The organism is Terrabacter aerolatus (assembly GCF_007991735.1).
GTDB classification, from domain to species: domain Bacteria; phylum Actinomycetota; class Actinomycetes; order Actinomycetales; family Dermatophilaceae; genus Terrabacter; species Terrabacter aerolatus.
In genome coordinates this window covers 55,570-81,903 of sequence record NZ_BJYX01000015.1, presented here as the reverse complement: position 1 = coordinate 81,903, position 26,334 = coordinate 55,570, and the positions used below count along the sequence as shown (strand labels likewise).

22 protein-coding genes are annotated in these 26,334 nt (G+C 72.9%); 11 read left to right on the top strand and 11 right to left on the bottom strand.

Annotated features, from left to right (window positions below; all coding sequences use genetic code 11):
- Positions 1 to 40: 40 nt before the first annotated feature.
- Entirely contained in the window at positions 41 to 1,066 is a 1,026-nt protein-coding gene (locus tag TAE01_RS14105) for a hypothetical protein (RefSeq protein ID WP_147067450.1), read from the top strand.
- 154 nt (positions 1,067 to 1,220) lie between these two features.
- Positions 1,221 to 3,269, top strand: coding sequence for a PhoX family protein (locus TAE01_RS14100; RefSeq protein WP_147067449.1), 2,049 nt, complete (start codon positions 1,221 to 1,223; stop codon positions 3,267 to 3,269).
- A gap of 135 nt (positions 3,270 to 3,404) precedes the next feature.
- Here the strand turns inward: TAE01_RS14100 and TAE01_RS14095 are convergent, their stop codons facing one another.
- Complete coding sequence (locus TAE01_RS14095) at positions 3,405 to 4,331, bottom strand: DNA-3-methyladenine glycosylase family protein (RefSeq protein WP_147067448.1); 927 nt, start codon at positions 4,329 to 4,331, stop codon at positions 3,405 to 3,407.
- 137 nt (positions 4,332 to 4,468) lie between these two features.
- On the opposite strand from TAE01_RS14095, the gene TAE01_RS14090 reads away from it, so the two are divergent.
- Positions 4,469 to 5,212, top strand: coding sequence for a DUF3105 domain-containing protein (locus TAE01_RS14090; RefSeq protein WP_147067447.1), 744 nt, complete (start codon positions 4,469 to 4,471; stop codon positions 5,210 to 5,212).
- A gap of 98 nt (positions 5,213 to 5,310) precedes the next feature.
- Positions 5,311 to 5,745, top strand: a complete 435-nt coding sequence (locus TAE01_RS14085) for a nitroreductase family deazaflavin-dependent oxidoreductase (protein ID WP_147067446.1) — start codon at positions 5,311 to 5,313, stop codon at positions 5,743 to 5,745.
- A 24-nt stretch (positions 5,746 to 5,769) separates the two neighbouring features.
- On the opposite strand, the gene TAE01_RS14080 is transcribed toward TAE01_RS14085, so the two are convergent.
- Both TAE01_RS14080 and TAE01_RS14075 read right to left on the bottom strand, forming a co-directional pair.
- On the bottom strand, positions 5,770 to 6,732 hold the full coding sequence (locus TAE01_RS14080) for a lysylphosphatidylglycerol synthase domain-containing protein (RefSeq protein WP_147067445.1): 963 nt from the start codon (positions 6,730 to 6,732) through the stop codon (positions 5,770 to 5,772).
- 33 nt (positions 6,733 to 6,765) lie between these two features.
- On the bottom strand, positions 6,766 to 8,892 hold the full coding sequence (locus TAE01_RS14075) for a glycosyltransferase family 4 protein (protein WP_147067444.1): 2,127 nt from the start codon (positions 8,890 to 8,892) through the stop codon (positions 6,766 to 6,768).
- Between the two features lie 99 nt (positions 8,893 to 8,991).
- On the opposite strand from TAE01_RS14075, the gene TAE01_RS14070 reads away from it, so the two are divergent.
- From TAE01_RS14070 to TAE01_RS14055, 4 genes are read left to right on the top strand one after another with little or no spacing between them, the layout of a single operon-like run.
- The gene (locus TAE01_RS14070) at positions 8,992 to 9,678 is read left to right on the top strand and encodes a glycosyltransferase family 2 protein (RefSeq protein WP_147067443.1); all 687 of its coding nucleotides are present in this window, start codon (positions 8,992 to 8,994) and stop codon (positions 9,676 to 9,678) included.
- Positions 9,675 to 10,133 carry a DUF2304 domain-containing protein gene (locus TAE01_RS14065; RefSeq protein ID WP_147067442.1) on the top strand — a complete coding sequence of 153 codons (459 nt, stop codon included), beginning with the start codon at positions 9,675 to 9,677 and terminating at the stop codon, positions 10,131 to 10,133. Before TAE01_RS14070 ends, TAE01_RS14065 begins: the two co-directional genes overlap by 4 nt.
- The gene (locus tag TAE01_RS14060) at positions 10,123 to 11,322 is read left to right on the top strand and encodes an LCP family protein (RefSeq protein ID WP_147067441.1); all 1,200 of its coding nucleotides are present in this window, start codon (positions 10,123 to 10,125) and stop codon (positions 11,320 to 11,322) included. The genes TAE01_RS14065 and TAE01_RS14060 overlap by 11 nt, the downstream gene beginning before the upstream one ends.
- Before the next feature lie 28 nt (positions 11,323 to 11,350).
- The gene (locus TAE01_RS14055) at positions 11,351 to 12,082 is read left to right on the top strand and encodes a TIGR03089 family protein (protein WP_147067440.1); all 732 of its coding nucleotides are present in this window, start codon (positions 11,351 to 11,353) and stop codon (positions 12,080 to 12,082) included.
- An 11-nt stretch (positions 12,083 to 12,093) separates the two neighbouring features.
- Here TAE01_RS14055 and TAE01_RS14050 read toward each other — a convergent pair whose 3' ends face one another.
- On the bottom strand, positions 12,094 to 14,043 hold the full coding sequence (locus tag TAE01_RS14050; protein WP_147067439.1) for a peptidoglycan-binding domain-containing protein: 1,950 nt from the start codon (positions 14,041 to 14,043) through the stop codon (positions 12,094 to 12,096).
- Positions 14,044 to 14,333: 290 nt separating this feature from the next.
- On the opposite strand from TAE01_RS14050, the gene TAE01_RS14045 reads away from it, so the two are divergent.
- Together TAE01_RS14045 and TAE01_RS14040 are read left to right on the top strand one after the other, a co-directional pair.
- Positions 14,334 to 15,152, top strand: a complete 819-nt coding sequence (locus tag TAE01_RS14045) for a CoA transferase subunit A (protein WP_147067438.1) — start codon at positions 14,334 to 14,336, stop codon at positions 15,150 to 15,152.
- A gap of 1 nt (position 15,153) precedes the next feature.
- Entirely contained in the window at positions 15,154 to 15,789 is a 636-nt protein-coding gene (locus tag TAE01_RS14040) for a CoA transferase subunit B (RefSeq protein ID WP_147067437.1), read from the top strand.
- Positions 15,790 to 15,843: 54 nt separating this feature from the next.
- On the opposite strand, the gene TAE01_RS14035 is transcribed toward TAE01_RS14040, so the two are convergent.
- Positions 15,844 to 18,279, bottom strand: coding sequence for an N-acetylmuramoyl-L-alanine amidase (locus TAE01_RS14035; RefSeq protein ID WP_147067436.1), 2,436 nt, complete (start codon positions 18,277 to 18,279; stop codon positions 15,844 to 15,846).
- 169 nt (positions 18,280 to 18,448) lie between these two features.
- Here TAE01_RS14035 and TAE01_RS14030 point away from each other — a divergent pair, with 169 nt between their 5' ends.
- Positions 18,449 to 20,704 carry a hypothetical protein gene (locus tag TAE01_RS14030; protein ID WP_147067435.1) on the top strand — a complete coding sequence of 752 codons (2,256 nt, stop codon included), beginning with the start codon at positions 18,449 to 18,451 and terminating at the stop codon, positions 20,702 to 20,704.
- 54 nt (positions 20,705 to 20,758) lie between these two features.
- Here TAE01_RS14030 and TAE01_RS14025 read toward each other — a convergent pair whose 3' ends face one another.
- The 6 genes from TAE01_RS14025 to TAE01_RS14000 all read right to left on the bottom strand — a co-directional run bounded on the left by TAE01_RS14025 (position 20,759) and on the right by TAE01_RS14000 (position 26,301).
- Entirely contained in the window at positions 20,759 to 21,757 is a 999-nt protein-coding gene (locus TAE01_RS14025; RefSeq protein ID WP_147067434.1) for an NAD-dependent epimerase/dehydratase family protein, read from the bottom strand.
- A 2-nt stretch (positions 21,758 to 21,759) separates the two neighbouring features.
- Positions 21,760 to 22,767: a glycosyltransferase gene (locus tag TAE01_RS14020; RefSeq protein ID WP_222594134.1), complete on the bottom strand. Its 1,008-nt coding sequence runs from the start codon at positions 22,765 to 22,767 to the stop codon at positions 21,760 to 21,762.
- A 73-nt stretch (positions 22,768 to 22,840) separates the two neighbouring features.
- On the bottom strand, positions 22,841 to 23,710 hold the full coding sequence (locus TAE01_RS14015) for a glycosyltransferase family 2 protein (RefSeq protein WP_147067433.1): 870 nt from the start codon (positions 23,708 to 23,710) through the stop codon (positions 22,841 to 22,843).
- 73 nt (positions 23,711 to 23,783) lie between these two features.
- A complete protein-coding gene (locus tag TAE01_RS14010; RefSeq protein WP_147067432.1) occupies positions 23,784 to 24,221 on the bottom strand; it encodes a GtrA family protein in 438 nt (145 codons plus the stop codon).
- A gap of 150 nt (positions 24,222 to 24,371) precedes the next feature.
- Positions 24,372 to 25,394: a hypothetical protein gene (locus tag TAE01_RS20575; RefSeq protein WP_186815214.1), complete on the bottom strand. Its 1,023-nt coding sequence runs from the start codon at positions 25,392 to 25,394 to the stop codon at positions 24,372 to 24,374.
- Entirely contained in the window at positions 25,387 to 26,301 is a 915-nt protein-coding gene (locus TAE01_RS14000; protein WP_246111355.1) for a glycosyltransferase family 2 protein, read from the bottom strand. Before TAE01_RS14000 ends, TAE01_RS20575 begins: the two co-directional genes overlap by 8 nt.
- Between the last annotated feature and the right edge of the window lie 33 nt (positions 26,302 to 26,334).

The following is a 26,334-nucleotide window of genomic DNA, read 5'->3' as shown; positions in this document are numbered from 1 at the left end:
GGCACTCGTCTCCGGTTGGGTCCCATGGATCGGAACCGATGTGCAGCCATACCTCGTCCTCGCGGTCGCAGCGCTCCTGGGCGGCCTGGCCCTCTCCGTTCGCGTCAGCAGCTCCAAGGCCCGGCCACCGACGAAAGGCTCCAGGGGACAGCACAACTGGGGGTTCGTCGTCCTGGCCGTCCCGGTCGCCTTCGCGCTCTACCTGGGCTCGCTGTCCACCACGATGCCGGGTGCGGGCACGTGCACCGTCGACGCCACCACGCCCGGCGTCCCCGCCGGCGGTCCCGCGATCGCGACGAAGTCGCTGAAGATCAAGGACCCTGCCGCGACGCGGATCTCGCTGGGCAGCGACAAGGGGCCGGCCAACGCGGCGATCGTGCTCGAGATGGACCCGCAGAAGACCCTCCCCTCGCCGCGCCAGGTGCCGGTCGGCGTCGACTCCCTCCGCCGGGGTGACAACCCGGACGTCAGCGTCGCCGTCTCGACCCACGCGGCCTTCACGACGTCGAGCAACCTCACCGTGTGGATCTGCATCGAGCGGGGGCGGGCCGGGTCGTTCGCCCTCGACCCGGGCGAGTATGCCGGGTCGGTCACCGTCGTGGACCCGCGCCTCCCGGCCACGACGATCCCCTTCAGCATCACGCTGTCCTACACCAACTGGCCCGTGGTGCTCATCTGCTGGAGTCTCGTCGTCCTCGTCGGCGCGGGCTACGTCTTCGTCATCCGGAACGAGCCGGCGAGCCCGACGTCGACTGTCGACCGGGCTCCCCTCAGCATCGCCGAGGTCGCGTGGTTCATGACCTCGCCGCTCGGGCTGGCCTCTGCGGTGACCGGCGGGGCCGCGGCCCTCGGGGTCTACGCGAGCTCCTACCTCGGCAGCGCCACCTGGGGCGCGTCGACCTCGGACTGGCTCACCCTGACCGGCGCGATGTTCGGCGCGTTCGTCACGGCCAGCACGGCCTTCCGGTTCGCCAACGTCGTGAGCAACCCGCCGCCCTCCGGCAGCGGGGGCACCGGCGCCACGGGTGGCACCGACCTTGCGGCCGATCCGGCGGTGCTCACCTGAACCCGCGGTCCGCCGGAGCCGACACGCGCCGTTCACCTGATCGCCACCGAGGCTGCACCCAGCCCTTCCCCCTGCGCTCCTAACGTCACAGGTGGTTCCCAGCCGCGTCGACTAGAGGGACGCGGCGGACTCACCTCGCCGAAGGAGCACCCGCATGACCCCCCAGCTTCTCCCCCTGATCGCCGCCCCCCGACACGGCTCGCGCAGCCGCGCGACGTGCCACTACCGGTGCAACAACGCGTGCGACGCCCCCGTCCCCAACGAGACGGCCCATCCCGAGATGCGTGACCTCGTCGAGGGCACCCTCGCCCGCCGGTCGCTGCTCAAGGGCGGCGCGATCGGCGCCGGGGCCCTCGTCGTCGGGGGCCTCGGATCGGCGGCCCCGGCCGCCGCGGCCAACGGCGCTGCGGGCCGTGGCCGGCAGACGAGCGACGTCGGGCGCGCGGCCTTCACGCCCGTCGCACCCAACCGCACCGACGCGCTGACGAACGCCCCCGAGTTCACGCACAACGTCGTCATCCGCTGGGGCGACCCCGTCGAGGCGGACGCACCCCGCTTCGACGCCCACGCCCAGACGCCGGAGGCGCAGGCCCGGCAGTTCGGCTACAACAACGACTACGTCGGCGTGCTGCCGCTCACCGGTCGCAGCGCCCTGCTCGTGACCAACCACGAGTACACCGACGAGAACCTCATGTTCCTGGCCGACACCTACGACGACGCGACCGTCAAGAAGATCGCGATGGCCGCCCACGGCATGGCCGTCGTCACCATCGAGCGGGGCCGGGCCAAGGGCTCGTGGATCCGTTCGAACCACCGCCGCGCCAGGCACAACCGCCGCATCACCGTGCACACCGAGTTCGCGTTCCGCGGCCCGGCCGCCGGCCACGAGCTGCTCCGCACGGCGGCAGAGCCGACCGGGACCCGCGTGCTCGGCACCTTCGGCAACTGCGCCGGCGGAACGACGCCCTGGGGCACGGTGCTCTCGGGCGAGGAGAACTTCAACGGCTACTTCGACGCGTCGGGCGCCGTCGACCCGGCGAACGCGACCTCGTTCAAGCGCTACGGCCTCGCCACCGCCGCCGCGACCAACCGCGGCTGGTCGAGCGTCGACGAGCGCTTCGACCTCAGCAAGCACCCGCACGAGGCCTACCGCTTCGGCTGGGTCGTCGAGGTCGACCCCTACGAGCCCGGCTCGACGCCGGTCAAGCAGACGATGCTCGGGCGCTTCAAGCACGAGGGCGCCAACGTCACGCTCTCCGAGTCCGGCCACGCCGTCGCCTACATGGGCGACGACGAGCGCGGCGACTACCTCTACAAGTTCGTCTCGGCCGACCGCTTCCGCCGAGGCGACTCGCCCGCCGCCCGCGCGCACAACAAGACGCTGCTGACCCGAGGCACGCTCTACGTCGCGAAGTTCGTCGGCGACGGCACCGGTGACGGCGAGTTCGACGGCGCCGGCACGTGGATCGCCCTGACGTCCGACACCCGGTCCCACGTGCCCGGGATGAGCGTCGCGGAGGTCCTCGTCAACACCCGCCTGGCCGCCGACACCGTCGGCCCGACGAAGATGGACCGCCCGGAGGACGTCGAGCCCAACCCGGTCAACGGCAAGATCTACGCCGCCCTGACCAACAACTCGGACCGCGGGGTGAAGTACCCGACGGACGAGACGAACCCGCTCGCGTCGAGCATGGTGCGCGCGAGCCTCGACGCGCCGCTGACGAGCAAGTCGGGCAACCGCAACGGCTACGTGCTCGAGCTGACCGAGCTCGGGAACGACCACACCGCAACGAAGTTCACGTGGGACCTCTTCCTCGTCTGCGGTGACCCCGCAGCACCGGAGACCTACTTCGCCGGCTACGACAAGTCCAAGGTCAGCCCGATCAGCTGCCCCGACAACGTCGCCTTCGACAAGGTGGGCAACCTTTGGATCTCCACCGACGGCAACGTCCTGGGCTCCAACGACGGCCTCTTCCGGGTGCCCGTCGCCGGCCCCGACCGCGGCCGCGTCGAGCAGTTCCTCACCGTGCCGTTCGGGGCGGAGACGTGCGGCCCGCTCGTCACCGAGGACCAGCTGTCCGTCTTCGTCGCGGTCCAGCACCCGGGCGAGACGGACGGCGCCACCTTCGAGGCACCGTCGAGCACGTGGCCGCACACCGACGGCTTCCCGCGCCCGAGCGTCGTCGTGTCGTACCGCAGGTGACGACCGGGGTGTCGTCGACGGCGTGAGCCCCTCGACGACACCCCGCCGCTGCGGCGCGACGTCGAGGCCCGGCACCGTCAGGGGGCGCCGGGCCCTCGTGCGTTCCCGACCGTGCGTGAGGAGCGCGTATGCCGTTCAGCGCGGTCGCGTGGGCAGGTGGGTCCGCGGCGCCATCCGGGGACCGCGACGCGGCCGGTGGTGGCCCGCGAGACCGAGCAGGTGCTGCACGCGGTAGCGGTGCCCGCGGTAGGGCTCGAGGAGCTCCGCGAGGCCGTCGTCGTCGACCGGGGTGCCGGTCAGGGCCCACCCGATGTCCTTGGCGACGTGGTAGTCGCCGAACGACACCGAGTCCGGGTCACCGAGGGCCCGCTGGGCGACCTCGGCAGCGGTCCACACCCCGATGCCCGGGAGGGCCCGCAGGCGTCGGTGCGCCTCGGCGACCGACACGGACGCGCCCTCCTCGAGCCGGCCGGCATACCCCGCCGCTCGCACCACGGTGCGCGAACGGGCGCCGTCGACGGAGGCCTGCAGCCAGGCCCACGACGGGATGGCCGCCCACCCCGCGGCGGTCGGCGGCGCCATGAGGCCGGGGAACGGGCCGGGCGCCGGCGTGCCGAACCGGCGCACGAGCACCCGGTAGCCGGCGAAGGCCTCCTGCCCCGTCACCTTCTGCTCGATGACCGCGGGGACGAGCGCGTCGATGACGAGCCCGGACCGTGGAACCCTCCAGTGCGAGAAGCGACGCCACGCCTCGGCGACGACGTCGTGGTGGGTCTCGAACCCGGAGGGGTCGTCCTCGTCCCCGAGCAGCGCCGGCACCGCCTCGAGCAGCCACGCGGCCCCGGGTCCCCAGGCCTGGGCATGGACCTCGGAGTCGCCAGGCCGGCACACGAGGTGGAGCGTGCCGACGCCCTCCGGGGTCTGGGCCGCCCGCGTCACCGTGCCCTCATGCCCGAACCGGGACGTGGGGTCGCCCGAGCCGCGGCGGAAGACCCCGAGCTGCGCACGCAGCGCGATCTCCCGGTCACTCCGCCACAGACGGGTCGAGGGTTCGGGCACCACAACATCCTCGCCTACACTCGGCACCGTGTCCGACCGGGCGAGGTCTGCCGGTCCGACGAGCGACTCACAACCGCACGGCCGCCCAGCCGACCCCCTGCCCATCGGCACGCCGAAAGACCGACAGGAAACGAGGAACGATGGCCCGCGAGACGAGCCGAGAGCGACGTGAGCGCGTCGCAGCGATGCAGGCCGCCCAGAAGAGGGGCGAGCGCCGTCGGCTGCTCGTCGTCATCGGCGCCTGCGTGGCGGTCGTCGCCATCATCGGCGCTGCCGTCGCCTGGGCCATCATCGGCGAGCAGAACAAGAAGGACGAGGCACTGGCCAACATCAGCGGGGACGTCGCCGCAGCCTCGTGCGACCCCGTGACCAACGACCCCGCGAGCGGCTCGAGCGACCACGTCGGCCCCGGCACGAACCAGCCGAACGTCACCCGCATCCAGTACTCCACGGTCCCGCCGTCGAGCGGCAAGCACTTCGCCGTGCCGGCCGTCGACTCGCGCCGCGTCTACACCGTCGCCGACGCCCCGCAGATCGAGACGCTCGTGCACAACCTCGAGCACGGCTACACGATCCTCTGGTACGACCGTTCGGTCGAGAAGGAGCAGGCGGCCTCGTTCCAGGCCCTGGCGACCAAGGTCAACGCCATGAAGGAGTCGGCCAACAAGTTCCTCATCAGCCCGTGGGACCCCTCCTACGGCGCGTTCCCCTCCGGCAAGAAGTACGCCCTGTCGCACTGGTCGGCCGACGTCGACCAGGCCACCGGCAAGGTCGGCACGCAGATGGGTCACCGCCAGCTCTGCGGCGGACTCAACACCACGGTCGTCGAGGACTTCGTCAAGGCGCACCCGTGGAGCTCCGCTCCGGAGCCCGGCGCCGCCTGAGCGACGTCCCTCCCGACACCCGACGCGTCGGCAGTCCGCCGAACGGCCCCCGGTGACCCACCGGGAGCCGTTCGCGTCGCCCGGGTTAACCTGCCGTCATGGCTATCACCGGCGAGTACGTCCCGAGCCCCAGCGACTGGGTCCGCAAGCAGGTCGAGACGATCGAGAGCACGGGCACCACCGACTCCGTCGACATCATGGGCCTGCCCGTGGTCATGCTGACCATGCGGGGGGCCAAGACCGGCGCCGTGCGCAAGGTGCCGCTCATGTGGGTCGAGCACGACGGGTCGTTCGCGGCCGTCGCGAGCCAGGGCGGAGCGCCGACGCACCCGCAGTGGTACCGCAACCTCCTCGCCCACCCCGACATCGAGCTGCAGGCCGGCACCGAGACGTTCCCGGTGCACGCCCGTGAGCTCGAGGGCGACGAGCGCGCCCAGTGGTGGGAGCGGTGCGTCGCGGCCTTCCCCAGCTACGCCGAGTACCAGACGAAGACGGACCGGCAGATCCCCGTCTTCGTCCTCGAGCGCCGCTGAACCACGTCGACGGAGAGCGACGCGTCAGACGCTGACGTCGCTCTCCTCGGTGGCGTGCCGCTCGCTCAGCAGGTGGTGCGACCGCGCGTAGAGCCATCCGCCGAGCGCGGCCAGCACGTCGACGATGGTGACGATGAAGCGCGACATGATGGCGACCGCGGCAGCCGCGGGGGTCGGCATCGCCGTCGAGAGGATCAGGGTCAGCAACCCCTCCCGGGCGCCGAGACCGGCGGGGAGCACGATCGTCAGCATGCCGAGCGAGACCGACAGGGCGTAGCCCGTCATCGCAGCGGTCGTCAGGTCCGGGTGCGGTGCGCCGTCGCCGGCCACGGCACGGGCGAGCAGCAGCGTGTGCACCCCGAACGAGAGCCAGACGAGGACGAACGTCGCGACCGCGCGCAGCACGGCCACCGTCGACAGGCCCTGCTCGAGCGGCTCGCGCTTCAGGGTGCGCAGCATCCGGTCGATGATGGCGTTGAGCAGGCGCGGGACGCACAGGACGACGACGATGGGGATGCCGGACAGCAGCCACCAGTCGAAGCCCGTCGAGGAGCGGCTGAGCAGGAAGGACGCGGCCGGCAGTCCCACGAGCAGGCCGGTGAGCAGCGAGAGCCCCAGGGCGAGCAGGCCGGTGACGGCCGTGCGTCGGCGCGGGACCTTGAGGTGGCTCGCGATGTCGGCCTGGACGAGCACCGACCACAGCGAGCCGGGGAGGTACTTGCCGAGCTGGCCGACGAAGTAGACGCCCGACGCGGGCGCGAGGTGCAGGTCGGAGCCGAGGTCGCGCAGCAGCGTCTTCCAGCCGATCATCGTCAGCCAGGTCCCGAGGGCGGCGGCGAGCGTCGACCAGAGGAACGTCGTCCGGGAGATCTGGTCGAGGTGCACGGACACGTCGGCCCAGTTGCGGGCGACGGCGTAGACGACCGCGCCGAGGGTGACGAGCGCGATGGCCACGCGCAGGACGGTGAGGATCTTCTTGCGGGTCATGTCCGCCCCATCATCGCAGCCCCACGAGGGTGCTCAACGCCGTCTCAGCGTCAGCCGGACGAGGCCGTATGCCGCGTCGTCGGCCCGAGCGCGGGACGCGGCCTCGCGCATCCGGGCGTTGACGTCGCCGTCGAGGTCGCCGATGAGGACGAAACCGAGGTCGTGGGCCCGGGCGAGGATGCCGCGCACGTCGGCCGGGCCGACGGCGCCCTCGGCCGCCCGCGGCCCGATGGGGATCGTGACGACGAGCAGGCCGCCCGAGCGCAGGGCCCAGGACGCCTGCTCGAGCACGTGGTCGACGTCGTCGGCGTCGCAGCCGTCGGGGTGGATGCGGACGATGACGTCGAGGGAGCCGGTGTCGACGTCGAGGGCCGCGACGCTGGGGTGCGAGCCGGTGAAGTCGATCTCGACGGGGGCGAAACCGACGGCCCGCGCCCACCGTGACAGCAGCGACCGCGTGCCGCCCTCGTCGACGATGACGGCGCTGCGCCGCCCGTCGTCGCGCACGCGCAGGATCGCCGCCAGCGCCCCGAGCGCCGCCCAGGCCGACACGCTGTCGAGCGACCGCGGCAGCCCGAGGATGCGCGAGAGCCTCCGCGCGTCGTCGGCCTCGTCCGGCTCGCCGAGCACGTCGGTCGCGAGCACCCACTCGGGCAGGTCGTCGGGCCGCAGGGACACGAGGGGGCGCCGGGCGGCGACGGCCCGCGCCGCGCCGCGCCGGGCACGGGCGGTGCCCCGGACGACGGCCCGGCCGGCGACCCCCGCCAGCGCCCGTCCGTGCCGGAGCACCGCGCCCGGTCCGTCGGGCGTGCCTGCGGTCGCGTGCTCGGGCACCGCCGCGTCGGCGAGGTCGTCGCCGAGAGGGTCGCCGGCGCGCGGCTCGGGCGACCCGGCATACGGCCCCTCGGGCTCGCCGAGCAGGACGCTCTCGTCGATGGAGAGCGCCTCGAGGGTGCCGAGGTAGTGCGCCCAGGGGCCGGAGAGGTCGGGGGTGTGCACGCCCTCGGCGAGTCGCCGGCGCACGTCCGGGTCTCCGAGGCGGCGCAGGGCCCCGGCGAGGGCGCGCTCGTCCTCCGGCGGCACGAGGAGGCCGTTGACGCCGTCGATGACCTGCTGCGAGAAGGGCGAGATGTCCGAGGCGAGCACCGGCAGCCCGTGGGCGTGCCCGAGGATGACGTTCTGCGACGCCGTGGCGGAGCGGTACGGCAGGGCCAGGACGTCGTGGTCGGCGAGGAGCGCGGCCAGGTCGTCCGCCGGCACGTAGCCGTCGCGGACCTCGACGCGACCTGCCAGCGCGGGGTCGGCCGCCAGCCGGGCGATGACCCCGCGGTTGGCGCCCCAGATCTCCCCGGCGATCGTCAGGGTGACCTCCGGCACCGAGCGCATGGCGCGCAGGAGCACGTCGATGCCCTTGTACTCACGGATGAGGCCCAGGGCGAGCAACCGGGTGGGGCCGGGACGGGGTCCGCGCGCGATCGGGTCGCCTCCGGGCAGGTGCGGCGGCAGGTCGGCCACGGAGACGCGGCGGGCGCCGAGGTCGTGCGCCACCCGGGCCTGCTCCGTGCTGTGCACGAGGACCGAGTCGACGCGGGCGAAGAGCACCGCCATGAGGCGGGCGTCACCGAGATGGGTCTCGTGCGGCAGGACGTTGTGGCACACGACGACCGACTGGGGCCGAGGGCCCGGCGCGCCGGGCACGGCGCCTGCGGCCCGGAGCAGCGCGAGGTGGGCCGGGACGACCGCAGGCATGACGTGGACCACGAGGATGGCGTCGACGTCGCGCAGCCGGCGGCCCGCGCGCACCCACGTGTCGGGTCTGGCCCAGCTGAGGGCGCGGATCGTGCGCGGGAAGGGTGGCACCTCGGGCTGGCCGTCGGGCACTGACGCGTCCGCGTGGTGGAGCTTGGACGGGTAGAGGTGCGCCCACGACACCAGCGTGACGTCGTGACCGGCGTCGGCCAGGTGGTGCGCGAGCATCGTCGTGTGCGCCGCCACCCCGCCCTTGTGGGGGTGCGTCGGGCCGACGATGGCGATGCGGAGCGCGGACGACCCCGTCACGTCACCCCGCTCGGGCGAGCCCTCGAGGTGTGGTGCGGCTGCTGGCGTCCCGGAGGACTGGTGGCCCCGCAACGGGGAACCCTGTGACAACGCGTCCGTCATGGTGCTCCGACTCTAGTTGCCGACGCATCGGGTGCGCCGTGCCTGCGTCCCCGCCTCGCGTGTCGGGTCGGCCGGGCGTACGGCCCTACGCTTGAGCCCATGCAGAACGAGGACGTGTGGCTGGTCGTGCCGCTCTACAACGAGGCCGCCGTCATCGCCGACGTCGTGCGTGAGGCCCGCGCCGTCTTCCCCAACATCGTGTGCGTCGACGACGGGTCGCGCGACGCCTCGGCCGACCTCGCGGAGGGGGCCGGCGCCGCCGTCGTGCGCCACCCGGTCAACCTCGGACAGGGTGCCGCGCTCCAGACCGGCTTCGAGTACGCCCTCGGCGACCCGGCGATGCGCTACGTCGTGACCTACGACGCCGACGGCCAGCACCAGATCAGCGACGTCGAGGTCATGCTCGACCGCATCCGGCGCGGCGACGTCCGCGTCGTCTTCGGGTCCCGGTTCCTCGACGAACGCACCGATGCCTCTGCCGGCAAACGGCTCGTGCTGCGCGCCGCCGTGGCCTACACCAACCTCACGACCGGCACGCGCCTGACCGACGCCCACAACGGGCTGCGCGTGCTCCACCGCGACGTCGTGCAGCAGCTCGACATCACCCAGAACCGGATGGCCCACGCCTCCGAGATCGTCGCCCAGATCGGCTCGATGCGCTTCGACGGCGCCAGGGTCGCCTACGCGGAGGAACCCGTGCACATCCTCTACACCGACTACTCCAGGGCCAAGGGGCAGTCGCTCTGGAACGCCGTCAACATCCTCGCGGAGCTGATCTGGCGATGAGCCGGCAGAGTGTCATCCAGATCCTGCTCATCGCGGCCGTGCTGGCCAGCGCCTGGCGGCTGCTCGTCGGCACGGGCCAGCGCACCATGGCCGTGCGCCGTCTCGGCCTGCTGCTCCTGCTCGGCCTCGTCGTCTACTCGATCATCGACCCGAGCAACACGTGGACCAACCTGGCCCGCGCGCTCGGGGTGGGTCGTGGCGCCGACCTCATCCTCTACGGGCTGGCGGTCGCCTTCTTCGGCTTCGTCGTGACGACCTTCAAGCGGTTCCGGGCCATGGAGACCCGATACACCCGGCTGGCCCGCCGGATCGCCCTCGACGAGGCGACGCCCCCGTCGCGTCGGGTGCGCGCGGCACAGGACAGGTCCGGACGTGGGATTCCGACAGGAACTCCTGACACACTGACCGGCGACGTTCCCCCGTCCCCGAGCGTGAAGGCAGCCGATGCCGACTGAACCGACCACTCCCCGCCGCACCGCGCGCGACGACGCCTACACCGTCGACACCCGACGCCGACCGAAGCGCAGCGGGGGCGGAGCCATCGCCCCGTCCCGCCCCGCCGAGCGGGACGCCGACGTCGTCGACACGCGCGGGCGTGGCGGCGCAAGGGGCAGTTCGGGTGGTCCGGTGGAGCCGCAGGAGCCGCGCTACCGCTGGCGCCGGGGGCGGATCATCCTCATCACGCTGCTCGTGCTCCTGCTGGCCTGGATCGGCTTCATGGTGTGGGTGCCGATGCAGGCCTGGGGCTCGGTCAACAAGGTCGACAACATCCCCGACGGGGCACGGCCCACCGACACCTCGGGCTACAACTACCTGCTCGTCGGGTCCGACAGCCGCGAGGGGCTCACCGCGGCGCAGCGCAAGAAGTACGCGACGGGCAACGCGGTCGGCAACCGCACCGACACGATCATGCTCGTGCACGTCTCCGAGAGCGGCGGCAAGCCGGTCATGGTCTCGCTCCCCCGCGACTCCTACGTCCCCATCCCGGGCCACGGGCGAGACAAGATCAACGCCGCCTACTCCATCGGTGGGCCCAAGCTGCTCACCGAGACGGTCGAGCAGGCCACCGGCATCCACGTCGACGGCTACGTCGAGATCGGGCTCGGCGGCTTCGCCGCCGTCGTCGACAGCGTCGGAGGCGTCGACCTCTGCGTGCCTCGCGACATGAACGACAAGAAGGCCGGCATCAACCTCAAGAAGGGCTGCCAGACCCTCGACGGCGGCAACGCGCTCGGCTACGTGCGGTCGCGCTACACCGACCCGCTCGGCGACATCGGCCGCGCGGCCCGGCAGCGCCAGTTCCTCGGCGCCCTGATGAAGAAGGCCGCGACGCCGGCAACGGTGCTCATCCCGTGGCGCTACAAGAGCTTCGCCGACGCCTCCGCCGCGGGGCTCGCCGTCGGCAGCCAGACGAGCATGATGGACGCGGTGCGCGTGCTCCAGGCGATGCGCTCGGTCAGCAACGACCAGGGCCTCTCGCTCTCCGTGCCGACGTCGGACCTCTCCTACCGCACGAGCGCCGGCGCCCTGGCGGTCAAGTGGGACACCGAACGCGCCAAGGCCCTCTTCACGGCCCTCAAGAACGACGAGCCACTCACCGAGGCGCCTCCCGGGTCCACGGTCCCAGGAGCGAAGAACAGCTGATGTCGCGCGCACTGACGGGGCCCACCCGATGACGACCCCGACCCTGCCCGCCGAGGTGCTGGCCCGGATGGTCGCCTCCGACCCCGGCCGACCCCGGCTCACCTGGTACGACGACGGCCCCGGCCCCACCGCCGGCGAGCGCATCGAGCTGAGCGCCCGGGTCCTCGCCAACTGGGTGTCCAAGGCCGCGAACCTCCTGCAGGACGACGCAGCAGCCGGACCCGGGACGACGGTCGGTCTCGACCTGCCCGCGCACTGGCGGTCGCTCTACTGGGCGCTCGCGACGTGGTCGGTCGGCGCGACGATCGTCGTCGGCGCCGCGGCCGCCGGAGCCGACGTGCTCGTCACCGACTCCCCCGCGGCCGCAGCCGGGCACGGCGGCGATGCCGTCCTCGTCGCGCTGCCCGCCCTCGCCCGCAGCCATCCCGAGGCCGGTGACGCGCCCGGCGCCGTCGACGAGGCCCGCGAGCTCGCGACGCACGGCGACCTCTTCTCGCCGATGTCCGATCCCGAACCGGGTGACGTCGCCCTGGCTGCGCGCGGCGACGACACGGCATACGGCCACCTCGTCGTGGTCGACCAGAGCTGGGGGCCGGCTCCGCGCGTGGCTCTCGCCGGCGACCTCGAGCAGGTGCTGCGCCAGTCGCTGGCCGCGTGGGCGGTCGACGGCTCGATCGTGCTGATGCGCAGCGACCGCGCGGACCTCGCCGACCGGCTCGCCTCCGAGGGCGTCACCCTCGACGCGCGCGAGACCGCCTGAGCCGCAAGCGGTCAGGCGGACAGGCGGTCGAACAACGACCAGGTGCGCGACGCCACGACACCGGTGCTCGCAAGCCCCGCCCGCGCCTGCGCGGCCTTGACCGCCTCACGGGTCGCGAGGTCGAAGACGCCGGTCTGGCCGACCCCGAGGAGCCGTTGCACGGCCACCACCTGCGGACCCGTGTCCCCGGCGCGCAGCACCGTCGACCGGTCGGCCACGAACGGGAAGTCACGCGCCTCGAGCACGTCCCACAGCTCCGGTGTCACCACCCCGGTCTGCGGCTCGGCCAACGAACGCTGGAGCGAGACCACCTTGTCGCGTGTCACCGTCCCGAAGACGCCGTCGACGGCGAGCCCTCCGAGCGCCCGCTGCAGGACCCGGACCGCGGCACCGCGTGAGCCGGTGGCCAGCGTCAGGCTCTTGTATGCCGTGTAGCTCGTGCCGACCTCGACGCTCGCGACCCCCGCGGTGCTGCGTGACGACGTGCTCGCGTAGGCGGTCATGGCTGGGCCCCTCCCGGTCGTAGTGGTGCGCAGGTCGGCGGTGATCACCGTCGAAACCGCCGTGCTGTCAGGGGAATCCACGGCCGGGGTCACCCCGGCGACGGCCAGGCTGGCCGTCCGTGCGGCGCCGGCCGCGGCGGTGCTCGACCAGCCGCGGGATGAGAGGACCTGCTGCGTCCTCGAGTCGGCCACCCCCGTCCGGGGCAGCCCGACGAACTTCTGGTACGCCGTGACCCGCGCCTGCGTCATCGTCCCGTAGTAGCCCGTCGTCGGCAGCGAACCCAGCCTCGCCTGCAGGGTCTTGACCGCGGCCGAGGTCATCCCGGGGCGCAGGGTCGGGTAGGTCGGCGCGGCCGGTGCGACGGGTGCCGCAGGAGCCGCCGCGGCTCCGCCCCACCCGCGCACCCAGAGCCGGGCCTGCGTCACGGGGTCGGCCACCCCGGTCCGGGGCAGCCCGACGAACTTCTGGTAGGCCGTGACCCGCGCCTGCGTCAGGCTGCCGTAGTAGCCCGTCGTCGGCAGCGAACCGAGCTTCGTCTGCAGCGTCCTGACCGCAGCCGAGGTCGTGCCGGCCCGCAGGGTCGGGTACGCCGCCGTGACGCTCCGCCAGCCCCGGGTCGCGAGGATCTCCTGCGTGCGCAGGTCGGCCGTCCCGGTGCGGGGCAGCCCGACGAACGCCTGGTAGGCGACGACGCGCGCCTTCGTCTGGTCGCCGAAGTAGCCGGTGGCCGGCAGGTTCCCGAGCCGGACCTGCAGTTGGCGCACGGCCTCGGACCGCATGCCCGGTGACAGCACGCCGGGGGTCGAGGGCAGCGGCGTCGTCGGTGTCGAGGGAGGAGTCGTCGGCAGGGTCGAGCCCGCCGGCGGCAGCGAGGTGAGGTAGCTCTTCGTCGGGATGCCGGTCCACCACGACGTGCGTCCCGCGGCTCCGTCGTAGTTGAAGCTGAAGTGGACGTGGTCGGTGTGGGGCGAGCTGCCGTAGTAGGGGGCCCATCCGCGCTCCGGCGCGTAGGACCGCCACATCTTGCGGTCGTGGATGATGTACATGATCCCGAACCGGCGGGCCATGGCCCCCTTGACGCCGTTCTTGTCGGGCGCCGTGAGCCAGGCCAGGACCGACTGCGCGACAGCCTCCTGGGAGGGGTTGTCGACGTTGAGCATCCAGTCCCACGCCCGACCGTCGAAGTGTTCCGAGGGGCCGCTGCCGCACGTCCGGCCGATGAGCGCCGTCGAGCCCATCCCGTAGTGGGAGATCATGAGCCGGGCGAACGCCAGGACGCCGGGTCGCGGCACGGGGTCGCACACGGTCTGGCCCTGGTAGGGCACGTAGACGTCGAGGCCACTCGGCAGGCTCCGGGTCGGAGGCGCCTGGACCGCCGCGGCCGGCTGAGCGGCCAGGGGCACCGTCAGGGCGGGCACCGCGAGGAGGAGGCCCAGCGGGCGGTGGCGCAGGGCCATGGTGAACCTCTTCGGCAGACGTGGAAGGTGCGGGATCCGGGGTAACTCCCGCACCATTTATGCACTCCAGTCACAAGCACCACAAGCGACTCCGGTGAATTACAGAGGTGTTCTTCGACGGCCCGTCGAATGACACACCTGTCATTCGACGGGCGCCTATCCGCGCACCCGGGCCCACGGATCACGGGTGCGGGCCGGCCGGCATACGTGCGCGGCGACCACAGGTCCGGCGCATCGTGTGGGGCGACCCCACGGCCTCTGGGTCGACCGGCGCGGATAGAGTCCGACCCATGGACAAAGTCGTCTCCACCCCCCAGGAGGCCATCGCCGGCATCAGCGAGGGAATGTCGCTGTCGGTCGGCGGTTTCGGCCTCTGCGGCATCCCCTCCGTGCTCATCGCAGCGATCCACGACGCCGGGCTGACCGACCTCGAGGCCGTGTCGAACAACTGCGGCGTCGACGACTGGGGCCTCGGCATCCTGCTGCGCGACAAGCGCATCCGCCGCATGGTCAGCTCGTACGTCGGCGAGAACAAGGAGTTCGAGCGGCAGTACCTCTCCGGTGAGCTCGAGGTCGAGCTGACGCCGCAGGGCACGCTCGCCGAGCGCCTGCGCGCGGGAGGGTCCGGCATCGGCGCCTTCTTCACCATGACCGGCGTCGGCACGCAGATCGCCGACGGCGGGCTCCCGTGGCGCTACGACGACGCCGGCAACATCGCCGTCGCCTCTCCCCCGAAGCAGACCCAGGACTTCGAGTGGATGGGCGAGACGAAGACCTTCGTCCTCGAGCAGGCGATCACCACCGACTTCGGCCTCGTACGGGCCGCCAGGGGCGACCGCCACGGCAACCTCGTCTTCAACCAGTCCGCCCGCAACTTCAACCCGCTCTGCGCCATGGCCGGTCGCGTCACCGTGGCCGAGGTCGAGGAGCTCGTCGAGCCGGGGGAGCTGGACCCCGACGAGATCCACCTGCCCGGCATCTTCGTGCAGCGGGTCCTGCCGCTCACCCGCCAGCAGGCCACCGACAAGCGCATCGAGCGCCGCACGGTGCGCCCGCGCCCCGCGGCCCCCGGCACCGACTCCGCCACGACGACCGAGCAGGAGGCCTGAGATGGCACTGACCCGTGAGCAGATGGCCGCGCGCGCCGCAGCCGAGCTGTCCGACGGCGCCTACGTCAACCTCGGCATCGGGCTGCCGACCCTCGTGCCCAACTACGTGCCCGACGACGTCGAGATCGTGCTGCAGTCCGAGAACGGCATCCTCGGGGTCGGCGCCTACCCCTTCGACGGCGACGAGGACCCCGACCTCATCAACGCCGGCAAGGAGACCGTCACCCTCCGCAAGGGGGCCGCGTTCTTCGACTCGGCCACGAGCTTCGGGATGATCCGCGGCGGCAAGGTCGACGCCGCCATCCTCGGCGCCATGCAGGTGAGCGAGGGCGGCGACATCGCCAACTGGATGATCCCCGGCAAGATGGTCAAGGGCATGGGCGGCGCCATGGACCTCGTCCACGGGGCCAAGAAGGTCATCGTCCTCATGGAGCACAACGCGAGGGACGGCTCCTACAAGATCGTCAAGGAGTGTTCGCTTCCCTACACCGGGCGCGGCGTCGTCCAGCGCATCATCACCGACCTGTGCGTGCTCGACGTCACCGACGCGGGCCTGGTCCTGCGCGAGCTCGCCCCCGGAGTCACCGAGGCCGAGGTGCGGGACAAGACCGAGCCGGAGCTCATCAGCGGCCTCTGAGCCGCCCCGAACGCCATCGGCCCCCTCCGCGCACGGAGGGGGCCGATCCGTCGTTCAGGCGCCGTAGTAGCCCATGAGGTCACCGATGACCGACACCGAGCCCGAGGCGCTGCTCACCGACAGGCTCGAGGACCGGACGCCCGAGACCACGAGTCCCGAGATTGCCTGTCCTGGAACGACATTGACATTCGAGATGCCGGGCCGCGACGTCCCGGAGGCATAGACGGTCAGAGACGTCGGACGCGTCGCCCCGGTCGCCGACAACGACAGCGCGAGACCGCTCGCCGAGGCAGGCAGGCCGTCCAGCGAGGCGGTCAGGGTCCGGCCTGCGACGAGGGGACCGTAGGGCGCCCCCCAGCCGTAGCGACTGTCGAGCACCCGGCGCGGGCTGACGGGCGTGAACCGCGAACCCGTGCCCGCCACGAAGATCCCCGTCACGTCGGCGACGACGTCGGTCGGCGCCGTCGAGAAGATCGTCACGGTGCCACCGGGACCCACCGGCACCGTGGCGAGGTTGGCGACGTCCTGGCCGACGACGAGGTTGAGATTGGACGTCGACGGACGAGCCGACCCGCCGGCATACGCCGTCACGTGGCCGGGGGCCTGGGTCCGCGTCGCCGTGAGGTTGAGGTTGACCGCGCGCGTGCCGACGGGGAGCCCGGGCACCGTGATCGTCAGCGGTCGCGCCGGCTGCACCTGGCCGACGGGGGCGCCGGTCCCGGAACGGGTGTCGAGCACCCGGCGGAAGCTGCCCACGAGGCCGGATGCGGACGCGGTCGAGTAGTAGCCCGCGAGGTCGACGACGAGGTCGACCGCGCCGGCCGAGTTGCGCAGCGTGATCGCCCCACCGGCGCCGACACCGACGGTCACGGCCGCCGCGGTCGTGCGGCCGGGTCCGGTGTTGAGCACCGACGCGCTCCTCGGGGTCACTCCGGCCGGGCCGACGCCGACCGAGGTGAGCCGGGTGGCCCCGGTCGTCGTGACGTTGACGGTGACGGCCGAGACGTCAGCCGGCATCCCGGAGGGACGGATCGTGACCGACCCTCCCGCCGCGAGCTTCGCCCTGGAGGCACCGAGCCCCGTGCGGGTGTCGACGATGCGTCGCGCCGTCACCGGGGTGTAGCGGTTGGCGCGCCCGACGTACTGGCCCGCGCGCCACTCGGACCCCGCCGTCGAGCGGATGCCGGGGATCTGGGGGTATGCCGCGTTGCCGGGGCAGTCGGTCAGGCTGAGGTCGCGGTGGCCCATGACACGGGGCTTGGTGACCCGCACGCCGGACGCGTAGCGCGTGCTGCCCGCCGACGTCAGCGTGACCGAGCTCGACGGGTCGAACGCGCTGCGGTCGGCCTGCCAGGCGACGACCCTCGCCACGGCCGCGCGGACCGCGCTCGGGAACGGGACCGAGGTGAAGTCGCCGATGACCGAGACGCCGAGGGTGTCGTGGTTGAAGCCCCCCGACTGGGCTCCGAGGGTGAAGCCGCTGATGCTGCCCTTGCGGCCCTCGTAGATGCGGCCGAAGCGGTCGACGAGGAAGTTGTAGCCGATGTCGCACCAGCCGCGGCTCTGCGTGTGGAAGGCGAAGATGCCGCGCATGAGCGAGGCCGCCTGGGCCGAGGTGTAGGAGTTGGCGTTGACCGTGTGGTGGACCACCGCCGCCTTGAAGCCGGCGAGGTGCTCGGGCTGGCACGGCATGAGGCTCTCGTCGGCGCCCCACTGGGCCCGGGTGATGATCGCCGGCTGGGAGACGGACGCCGTGGTGGACGCCGTGGTGGACGCCGTGGTCGCCGTGGTCGCGGTGGTCGCGGTGGCCCCGGGAGTCGTGGCGGCAGGAGCCGACGCGATGCCCGGGGCGGCGCCCGGGGCGGCGCCCGGCTGGACAGCGGGGTCCGCTCCGGCCCCGGCGACGTCGCCCGGCGAGGTCCCGGCGTCGACGACGGCGAGCCGCAGCCCCGCGGGGGTGGCGGCGCCGGTCAGCACCCGGACCTCGATGCCGTCGGAGCCGGCGGCGGTGACGGCCTCGGTGCCGGCCCGCGATCGCTGCCCCTCGGGCGAACCCGTGTCGGGGCCGTCCTCGGGGTCGACCTGCAGGTCCATCCAGCCGGTCCACGTGGACTGCTGCCGGGTGCGCACCTGCACCTCGAGGTCGGCCGGTGCCCGCCCCGTGAAGGTCACGCCGGCGACGTCGAACGACAGGCCGGTGTGCTGGGTCTGGGCCACGACACGACGTGACCTGGCGGCGGACGACCCGGGCGCCGGGGTGGCGGCGCCGGCAGCGGTGTCGGGGATGGCGAACGTCGTGACCCGGGGCGTGACCTTGGGCGTGACCGGGGCGGCCACGCGGGCGGCCTGGGTGGCCGGGGCGACAGGCCCCGGGTGGACCGCGGACGCGCCCATCGAGCCGGACGCTGCGGCAGGGTTCGCCCCGGCGGCGACGAGCGCGGACACGGCGACGGCGAGCGCGGGGAACAGGGATCTGGGGTGTGCACGCATGGGGCTCCTTCCGGAGGGACACCTCCGTAATGTCCCTTTTGTCACATTAAGTGACAGTTCCACCACGCGCCTCTCAAGGTCGCGCCCGCGCCCACCGGTGACGCCCGGGACCGGGCGACGACACCGTGCCTGCTCGGGGGCCTGAGGTCGGTCAACTATTCTCGCCCGTATGCCGTCACCCGCCCCCACCTCCACCGAGACGACCTTGGGGGCAACGCCGGTGCTGCACCGGCTCGTGCCGCCCGTCATGACGGCCGCGGTGCTCGTCACCGCGATCGCCGTGGCCGCGGCGTCGCACACCCCCGGCACGGACATCGCCAAGCAGGTGGCCTACGTCGTGCTCGGCGTGCTCGCCCCCGGCACCATCGTCCACCGCAGCCTGCGCGGCCCGCGGACGACGTGGGTGGCCGACCTCGCCCTCGGTGCGGCGACGGGGCTGGCGCTCGAGCTGGCGGCCTGGGCCGTCTTCACGGCCCTGCACCTGCAGCAGGCCCTGTGGGCCTGGCCCGTCCTGACCCTGCCGCTGCTCCTCGTCCGCGGCACCCGTCGGCGGATCCTCGCGCGCCCGACGCAGTCGTGGGGCCCGTGGGCCGGCGTGGCCCTCGGGCTGGCCTGCATGCTCATGGTGCTGCTCGTCTACCGCGGCTACATGGTCGACTACCCCCTTCCGCCGGCAGGTGCGCCCTACTACCCCGACCTCATGTGGCACATGGGTCTGGTGCACGAGGCCACCCGCTCCGTGCCCCTGCTCACGCCGCAGTCGATCGCTGACGGGACGCTGCGCTACCACTGGTTCTCCAACGCGCACATCGCCGCCTCGTCGATGATGACCGGCAGCGACGTGGCCGTCGTCTTCCTGCGACTGTGGGTCCTGCCCATCGTCGTCCTCGTCGTGCTGCTCACCGCGGTCCTCGCCCACCGGGTGTCCGGTCGCCCCTGGGTCGGGGCGCTCGCCGGCTGGTTCGTGGTCCCCACGCTCGGCTACACCTTCTGGCCCGGCCTGCTCAACGCGAGCAACCACCTCAACCCCCTGTCCCCCTCGCAGGTGTTCTCGACGGTCCTCGCGCTCCTGCTCGTCATCACGCTCGTCGACCTCGTCAGGGCCGACGGTCGACCCGCGGCGGGCACCCTCGCCGTGGCCGCCATCGCCGCCCTGGCCACGAGCGGAAGCAAGAGCTCGGCTCTCCCGGTCGTGCTCGGCGGCGTCGGGGTCGCCTTCCTCGCCGCCCTCGTCCTGCGCCGCAACCGTCTGCTCCTCATCGGGTCCGGCGTCGTCCTGGCGGTCCTGACCGCCATCGCGTTCGCGTTCGTGGCCGGCGGGGACGCGGGGTCGGGCTACCAGCTCTTCTCGGCCCTGTCCCTCTTCTCGCCCTACCGCGAGATCGTCACGGCGCGACCGAACCTCGGCGCGCCGGTGCTCGACGGTCTCGTGCACACCCCGGGCGTGGGCCCCGTCCTGCTCGTGGCGCTGGTGCTCATCGCGCTGCTCACCTACGGCCGTCTGCTCGCCGGCTTCATCCCCTTCTTCCAGCGGGCCCTGCGCACCGACCTGGCCGCCTGGCTGCTGTCCGGCCTGTGCCTGGCGCCGTTCCTTCCGTTCTTCGTCATCGCCCACGGCGGCTACAGCCAGTTCTACTTCGTCTTCGGCGCCATCCCCTTCGGCTCGGCGCTCTGGGCGTGGAGCATCGGGGAGCTCGTCGGCGACTCACGCACGCGAGCCAGAGCCGCGGCCGCCACCTTCGCCGTCGTGGGGGTCCTGACCGCGGTCGCCGCCGTCGCGCTGCCGGGCCGGGTCCGACCGGTCGGTCGTGCGGCGCAGGCCGCGCAGCTGTGGACCTTCGTCGGGCAGGTGGCGGTCTGCGCCGTGGTCCTGCTCGCCATCCTCGTGGCCGCCCTCGTGCTGCGTCGCCGCGGTCGGGACTGGCTCATGCCGGTCGCGGCCTGCGCGGTCGTCGCGCCGCTCCTCGTCACCGGGTCGGTGGGGCTGCTCCGCCTGCACAGCAAGGCGCCGACGACCTCCAACCCGCACCTGCTCTCGCAGGACCTGGCCGCGGCCTGGATCGAGGGCCACGTGCCGCTCTACGACGTCATGGCCACCAACGACCACTGCCTCTCGGGCACCGGCACCACCTGCAACGCCCGCGAGTGGTGGATCTCGGGTCTCGGCGGCCGCCGGGTGCTCCTCGAGGGCTGGGCCTACCTGCCCGGGGCCGCGGCCCACAAGGGCTACGACGACCCGGCACTCTACGCACTCAACCAGGCCGCGTTCACCCGCCCCGACGCGAGCACCCTCGGCGCCGTCCGCGACCGGGGGGTGCGCTGGCTCGTCGCCGACACACAGGCGGGCGCGGTCTCCCCCGCCCTGTCGTCCCTGACGACGAAGGTCTTCCAGTCGGGCACCGTGTCGGTCTACAAGCTGCGCTGACCCGCTCCCCGTCCCCGCGGTCCCTGGTCGGCCGCCCCGGGTCGGGACGCGCCCTCAGGGACGAGCTCGGCCGGTGGACTGCATCCGCAGCTGGAGGTCGGCCAGCGTGGCCTGCACCCCCGCCGGGAACGGCGTCAACGTCCGGCGGTCCAGCTCGGGCCACACGCGCGACACGAGACGCAGGTCCTGCCCCTGCTGCGACGACGTCGGGCTGGCGCCGAGCACGGTCGCCGGACGACGACGGAAGATCCGGCGCAGCTCGGCCAGCACCGCACCGATGGTGATGGCGCGCTGCGTGGCGAAGATCTTCGTCACGACGCCGCCGTCTGCGACACCCTCGGGCAGCGGGCCGTGCCGCAGCCGGGTCATGGCGTCGACGACCATCTCGCCGGCGTCCGGGGCGAAGAGGTAGTCGCGCAGGGTGTCGAGCGATACCCAGATCTGGGTCGGACGCCGGTCGAGGTAGGCGGCACAGAGCTGCGAGACGAGACCCTGGGGCTTCGCGAGGTCCTGACCGGGGCCGTAGAGATTGGCGATGCGGCCGACGAGCACACGCGCCGGGGCCTGGACGGCCCAGTCGGTGGCGATGTGCTCGGCCTCCTGCTTGGCCCGGCCGTAGTCCGAGAGCGGGACCACCGGGGAGAACTCGTCGAACGGCGCGCTCGGCGAACCGGCGTAGAGACCCCCCGCCGACGAGGCGACGAACACCGCGTTGCCGTCGTCACCCGACCGGTCGGGACCGTTCGCCTCGGCCAGCGCCTCGAGCGCGGTGCGCAGCATGCGGTTCTCGGTGACGAACCGGTCGAACGACGTGCCGGTCACTCCCGCACCCGCGCACCAGAACACCTGCCACGGCCCGCCGTCGGCGGCCGCCACGAGGCGCGCCGCCGCACCGGCCAGCGCGGCCTCGGCCTCGTCGGGCGCGCTCCAGGGGATGGGAGGGCTGAGATGCACGAGCCCGCGTCGCGTGAGCGCCGCCCGGACATGCTGTCCCAGCAAGCCGTTCGCCCCGACGACCCACGAGACGGGCGGGCGCGGCCCGGTGGACGTCATCGTCAACGGCGACCGGGTCGACGTGCCAGCGGGCCGTTCTGGGGATCGCTCGTGATGAGGTACGGAGGACGTCCCATCGCCATGCCGACGGCCACGCCGAGGTACTCGGCGATGACGCCGAGCGAGAGCAGGATGGCGCCGGTGCCGAGCAGGGCGACGACCATGGTCGAGGTCCAGCCGACCGGCGTCTGGGCTCCGAGTGCCGTCGCGATGACGACGTAGATGGCGAAGACCACCCCGGCGACCGCGAAGATCGCCCCGAGGACGCTCACGAGCCGCAGCGCCCGGGTGCCGCTCGAGAGCACGAGGCGCCAGAAGTGCGAGAGCAGCCGACGCAGGTTGTAGCCCGACCGCCGCTCCTCGCCCTCGCTGCGCAGGGCGACGGGGGCGTGGGCGTGGCGGCCGACCACCCACCCGAGGGCGACGTCGAGGTAGACGCCGGCGCCGGCATACGCCGCGACGCTGCGCCCGAGCTCACCGAGGACGAGCCGGTAGCTCTGGAACGTCGTGACCGAGCCGCCGGCGAGGAAGATCGAGAAGAACCACTTGGCGCCCCTCGAGGTGAGGTTGCGCAGCGCGCCGTGCGGCGCCGGGTTGGTCGGCTCGGCGTAGACGAGCTGGGCCTGCTCACGCATCGCGACGTCGATGAAGACGCCGATGTCACGCGGGTCGTGCTGACCGTCCTCGTCGAGCGTCACGATCCAGTCCCCGCCGCTCGAGGCCATACCGGCCAGGGTCGCCGCGTGCTGGCCGAAGTTGCGGCTGAGCCAGATCGGCCGCACGAACGGGTACGCCTCGGCGAGGGAGGCCATGACGTCGGCCGAGCCGTCGGGGCCATTGTCGAAGACGAGGAGCCACTCCGCCACGACCCACTCGTGCCCCTCGGGACTGGTCTGCGTCGTGGCGAGCGCAGCAATCTCCTCGGCCAGGACGGGCAGCGTGCGCTCCCCCTGGTAGACGGGGGTGACGACGGAGATCCGGGTGGGTCCCGGCGCGTGGAGTGGGGTCACGACCTAGAGGGTAGCCGGTGCGGGAGGCAGCCCTTCGCACCGGACGCCGGACCGCCGGCGCGCACGCGGGCCGTCAACGGTCGGTGGGGACCGCGGCCTCGGCCTGGGCCTCGGGGTGCATCTTGCGGCCGAGCCACAGGTAGGCGCCCCGACGCACGTAGGCCATGCCGCGGGCGAGCGTGTCACCGCGCACGAGGTCCGCCCTGGACAGCAGCCCCGCGTTCTGCTCCGCCAGTCGGTGGTGGAAGTCGACGACCTGCGCCGACTGCTTGCGGGCGAGGTTGACGCTCCACTGGCCCATGCTGAGCCGGAAGCTCGCCAGGGCGATCGGGATCGCGTAGAAGTCGCCCAGCATGAGGACGTTGCAGAAGGTCTGCTGGTCGATGACGTAGGGCTCGGTGTCGGCCCACCCGCCCGCACGCTCGAGGGCGTCGCGGCGCATCATGACGCAGGCGGGCTCACCGAAGATGTTGGTGCCGGAGATGACGGCCCGGCGTGCTGCGTCGCGGCCGGGGACGACGCCCTCGAGACCCGCGAGCCCGCGCGCGGAGGTGAACTGCTCGCCGCGCGCGTCGACGAGGGTGCGCCGGCAGCTCGTCAGCACGACGTCGGGGTGCGCGTCGAGGACGGCCACCTGCTGCTCGATGCAGGTGGGCTCCAGCAGGTCGTCGCCGCAGACGAGCTTGAGGTAGTCGCCGGTCGCTGCCTCGGTGACCCGGCCCCAGTTGGCCGGGGCGCCGCCGCCTGCAGGAGTCTGCAGGAGCGTGACGCGGGGCTCGTCGGCGAACTGCTGCAGCTTGTCCCAGGTCCCGTCGGTGCTCGTGTGGTCGGCGATGACGAGCTCGAAGTCGGTGTACGTCTGGGCGAGGATCGACCGGATGGTCTCCTCGACGAAGTCGGCGTTGTTGTACGTGGGGACGACGATCGACACGTGGGCAGGCACGGGCACCTCTCTAGCTGGACGGCGGGGGTCGTCGGCCCGTGTGGTGGGCCGCCGAGGTCTTGCGGCGTGCGGCTCAGGCCTCCCCGTCACCGGAGCGGCGGAAGGAGAAGGAGCTGTGACCGAACCAGCTCAGCGCCGTGGTGACGAAGACGATGATGAACTGCGAGACGATGGCGGGCCAGTGCAGCCCGTTGACGAGCAGCGCGAGCAGCGCGAGGTTGATGAAGAACGCCAGGACGTACACCGAGGCGAACCGCACGAGGTCGCGCCACACGTGGCCGTGCACGCGGAAGACGAGCTTCCGGTAGAGCACGAAGGCGCAGAGGATCGAGAAGACGTACGTCAGCACGAGGGCCGGGTAGTGGCCCCACCCGTTCCAGCGGTGGCCGAGGAGCGAGTCGAAGAGCACGAACCACAGCGTGCCCACGACGGTGTTGACGCCGCCGACCATGAGGAAGAGCACCCGCTGGTCCTTGATGATGCGAAAGAGCGGTCCCTGCGGGCCCTGCATGCCGCCCGGAGCCTGCGGGGCCTCTGGTGCTTCTGGGGCCGCAGGGGCCTCAGGGACCTCAGGGGCGGTCGAGACCGGTCCGGCCGCCGACGGGGCACTCACGTCTGCGCCCGCCTCGGGGCGTGTCTCGCTGTCAGGCACCCACGGATCCTACAGGGGCGCGGTGCCCCGACCCCCCACGCGAAGGGTCCGGGCCAGCTCCTCGACGGGGACGGCCGGGGGCAGGAAGGAGTCGAGCAGGGTGCGCTGGCCGCTCCCGAGGGCGGCGTCCAGGGACGCCAGCTCGGGGACCATGACCCGGGCCGCGGGAGTGTGGTGCACGGCTGCGAGGTTGAGCAGCGCCGTGCTGTTGCCCCCGAGCACGAGGCCGGCGGCGACGACGTGGCGGTCGAGCTCGGCCGGGGTTCGTCCGTGCACGAGGTCGAACCCGGCATACGACTCCGGCTGCTCCCAGGGGTGCGGCCGCAGCACGAGCGACAGGCCCACGGACGCCACGGCCTCGCGCACCGCCGCGAGGTGGGCCGCGTAGGCGGTCTGGGACAGCAGCCCGAGCGCCGCCCAGGGCTGCGTGAGGTAGACGGCCGTGCCGGGGGGCGGGGGCGCCCCCTCGAGTCGGTGGCGGAACTCGCGGGCGACGCGCTCGTCGACGCGCCAGCCACGCCCGTCCCTGGCGTAGAGCGACCAGCGCTCGTCGGTGAGCCACCTCGCGCCCGACGCGACCGCGACCGCCCGCACGGTCGAGCGGGGTTCGCCTCCGCCCTCGCGGCGGTAGGCCCTGCGGCGCGTGGCCCAGGTGCCGAACGAACCGAGACCCTCGTCGATGACGGTGACGCGGGGAGGCCGCCCCCGGTGGGTGCGGACGAACGTCGTCCAGACGCGGACGGAGGGCGCCCCGACGCAGAGGAGGCGAGCGCTCGGGGGAAGGCCGGCGACGACCTCGGCCGAGTCCGCGAAACGCACGAGCAGGCGCGGGTCCTCGACGAGCAGGTCCCGGACCGCTGCCTCCGCCGCCGGCCCGTCGCCGAACGCGTCGCCCGTCGGCAGGACGGTCAGGCGCACCGGGCCGGTGCGCGTCTCGAGCACGTGGCGCAGGTAGGACGACGCGTAGACGAGGTGCGAGCGGGACCGCACCCCGGTCAGGACGAGGTCCGAGGTGTCGGCGGCGTCAGACAACCGGCGGCCTCCCAGCACGGGTGAGGCGCCAGGCGGTCCGCCACGACATGGGGCGGCGCGGCCCCGCGTCGGTGCGCACCCCCTCCCGGAGGCCGTGGAACCACACGCCGAGCTTCTCGCGGTCGCGCACCCGGGCCACGGTGATGGCCGACCAGACGCCGACGTAGACCTCGGCCACCGGGTGCGGCAGGTTGCGCTTGGCGACCCAGACCCGGTTGCGGGCGTTCATCCGGTAGTAGACCGCGTGCCGCGTCGGCTGGGTGGCCGGGTGGTTGACGACGACGTCGGGCCGGTAGAGCAGACGCCAGCCGGCGTCGACGAGGCGGAAGGCGAGATCGATGCCCTCGTGGCCGTACCAGAAGTGGCCGGGCCAGCCGCCGACCGACTCGAAGGCGGCCCGGCGGATCGTGCAGACGCCCTCCCAGAAGACGACGACCTCTCCCCCGGCGCCGCCCTGCTCGGCCCGCAGCCGGGGCACCCAGCGCCGGGGGGTGGGGCGTCCGTCGGGGTCGCAGCCGCGCGGCTGGACGACGGCGACGCGGTCGTCGAGGGCGTACTCGGCCGCGAGGCGGGCGAGCACGTCGGTCGTGGGCAGGAAGGCGTCGTCGTCGTAGAAGAAGAGGATCTCGCCGCGCACCTCGCGGGCGCCCACGTTGCGCCCCTCGGGGATGCCGACGTTCTCGGGCAGGTGGACCGTGCGGACACCGTCAGGCAGTCCGCGCGGCTCCCAACCGTTGCCGACGAGCACGACGTCGAGGTCGACGCCCTCCTGGGCGAGGAGCGTGTCGAGCGCCTTGGCGAGCTCGGTGGGACGGTCCCCCATCGACAGGACGACAGCGCCCACGGTGGTCAGCGCCGGCATCGTCGCTCCTGCAGTCGTCTGGCCCCGGAGGGTCTGGGTGGGCATGCGGCGGGTCGGGTGCCGATCGGTCGTGCGCCC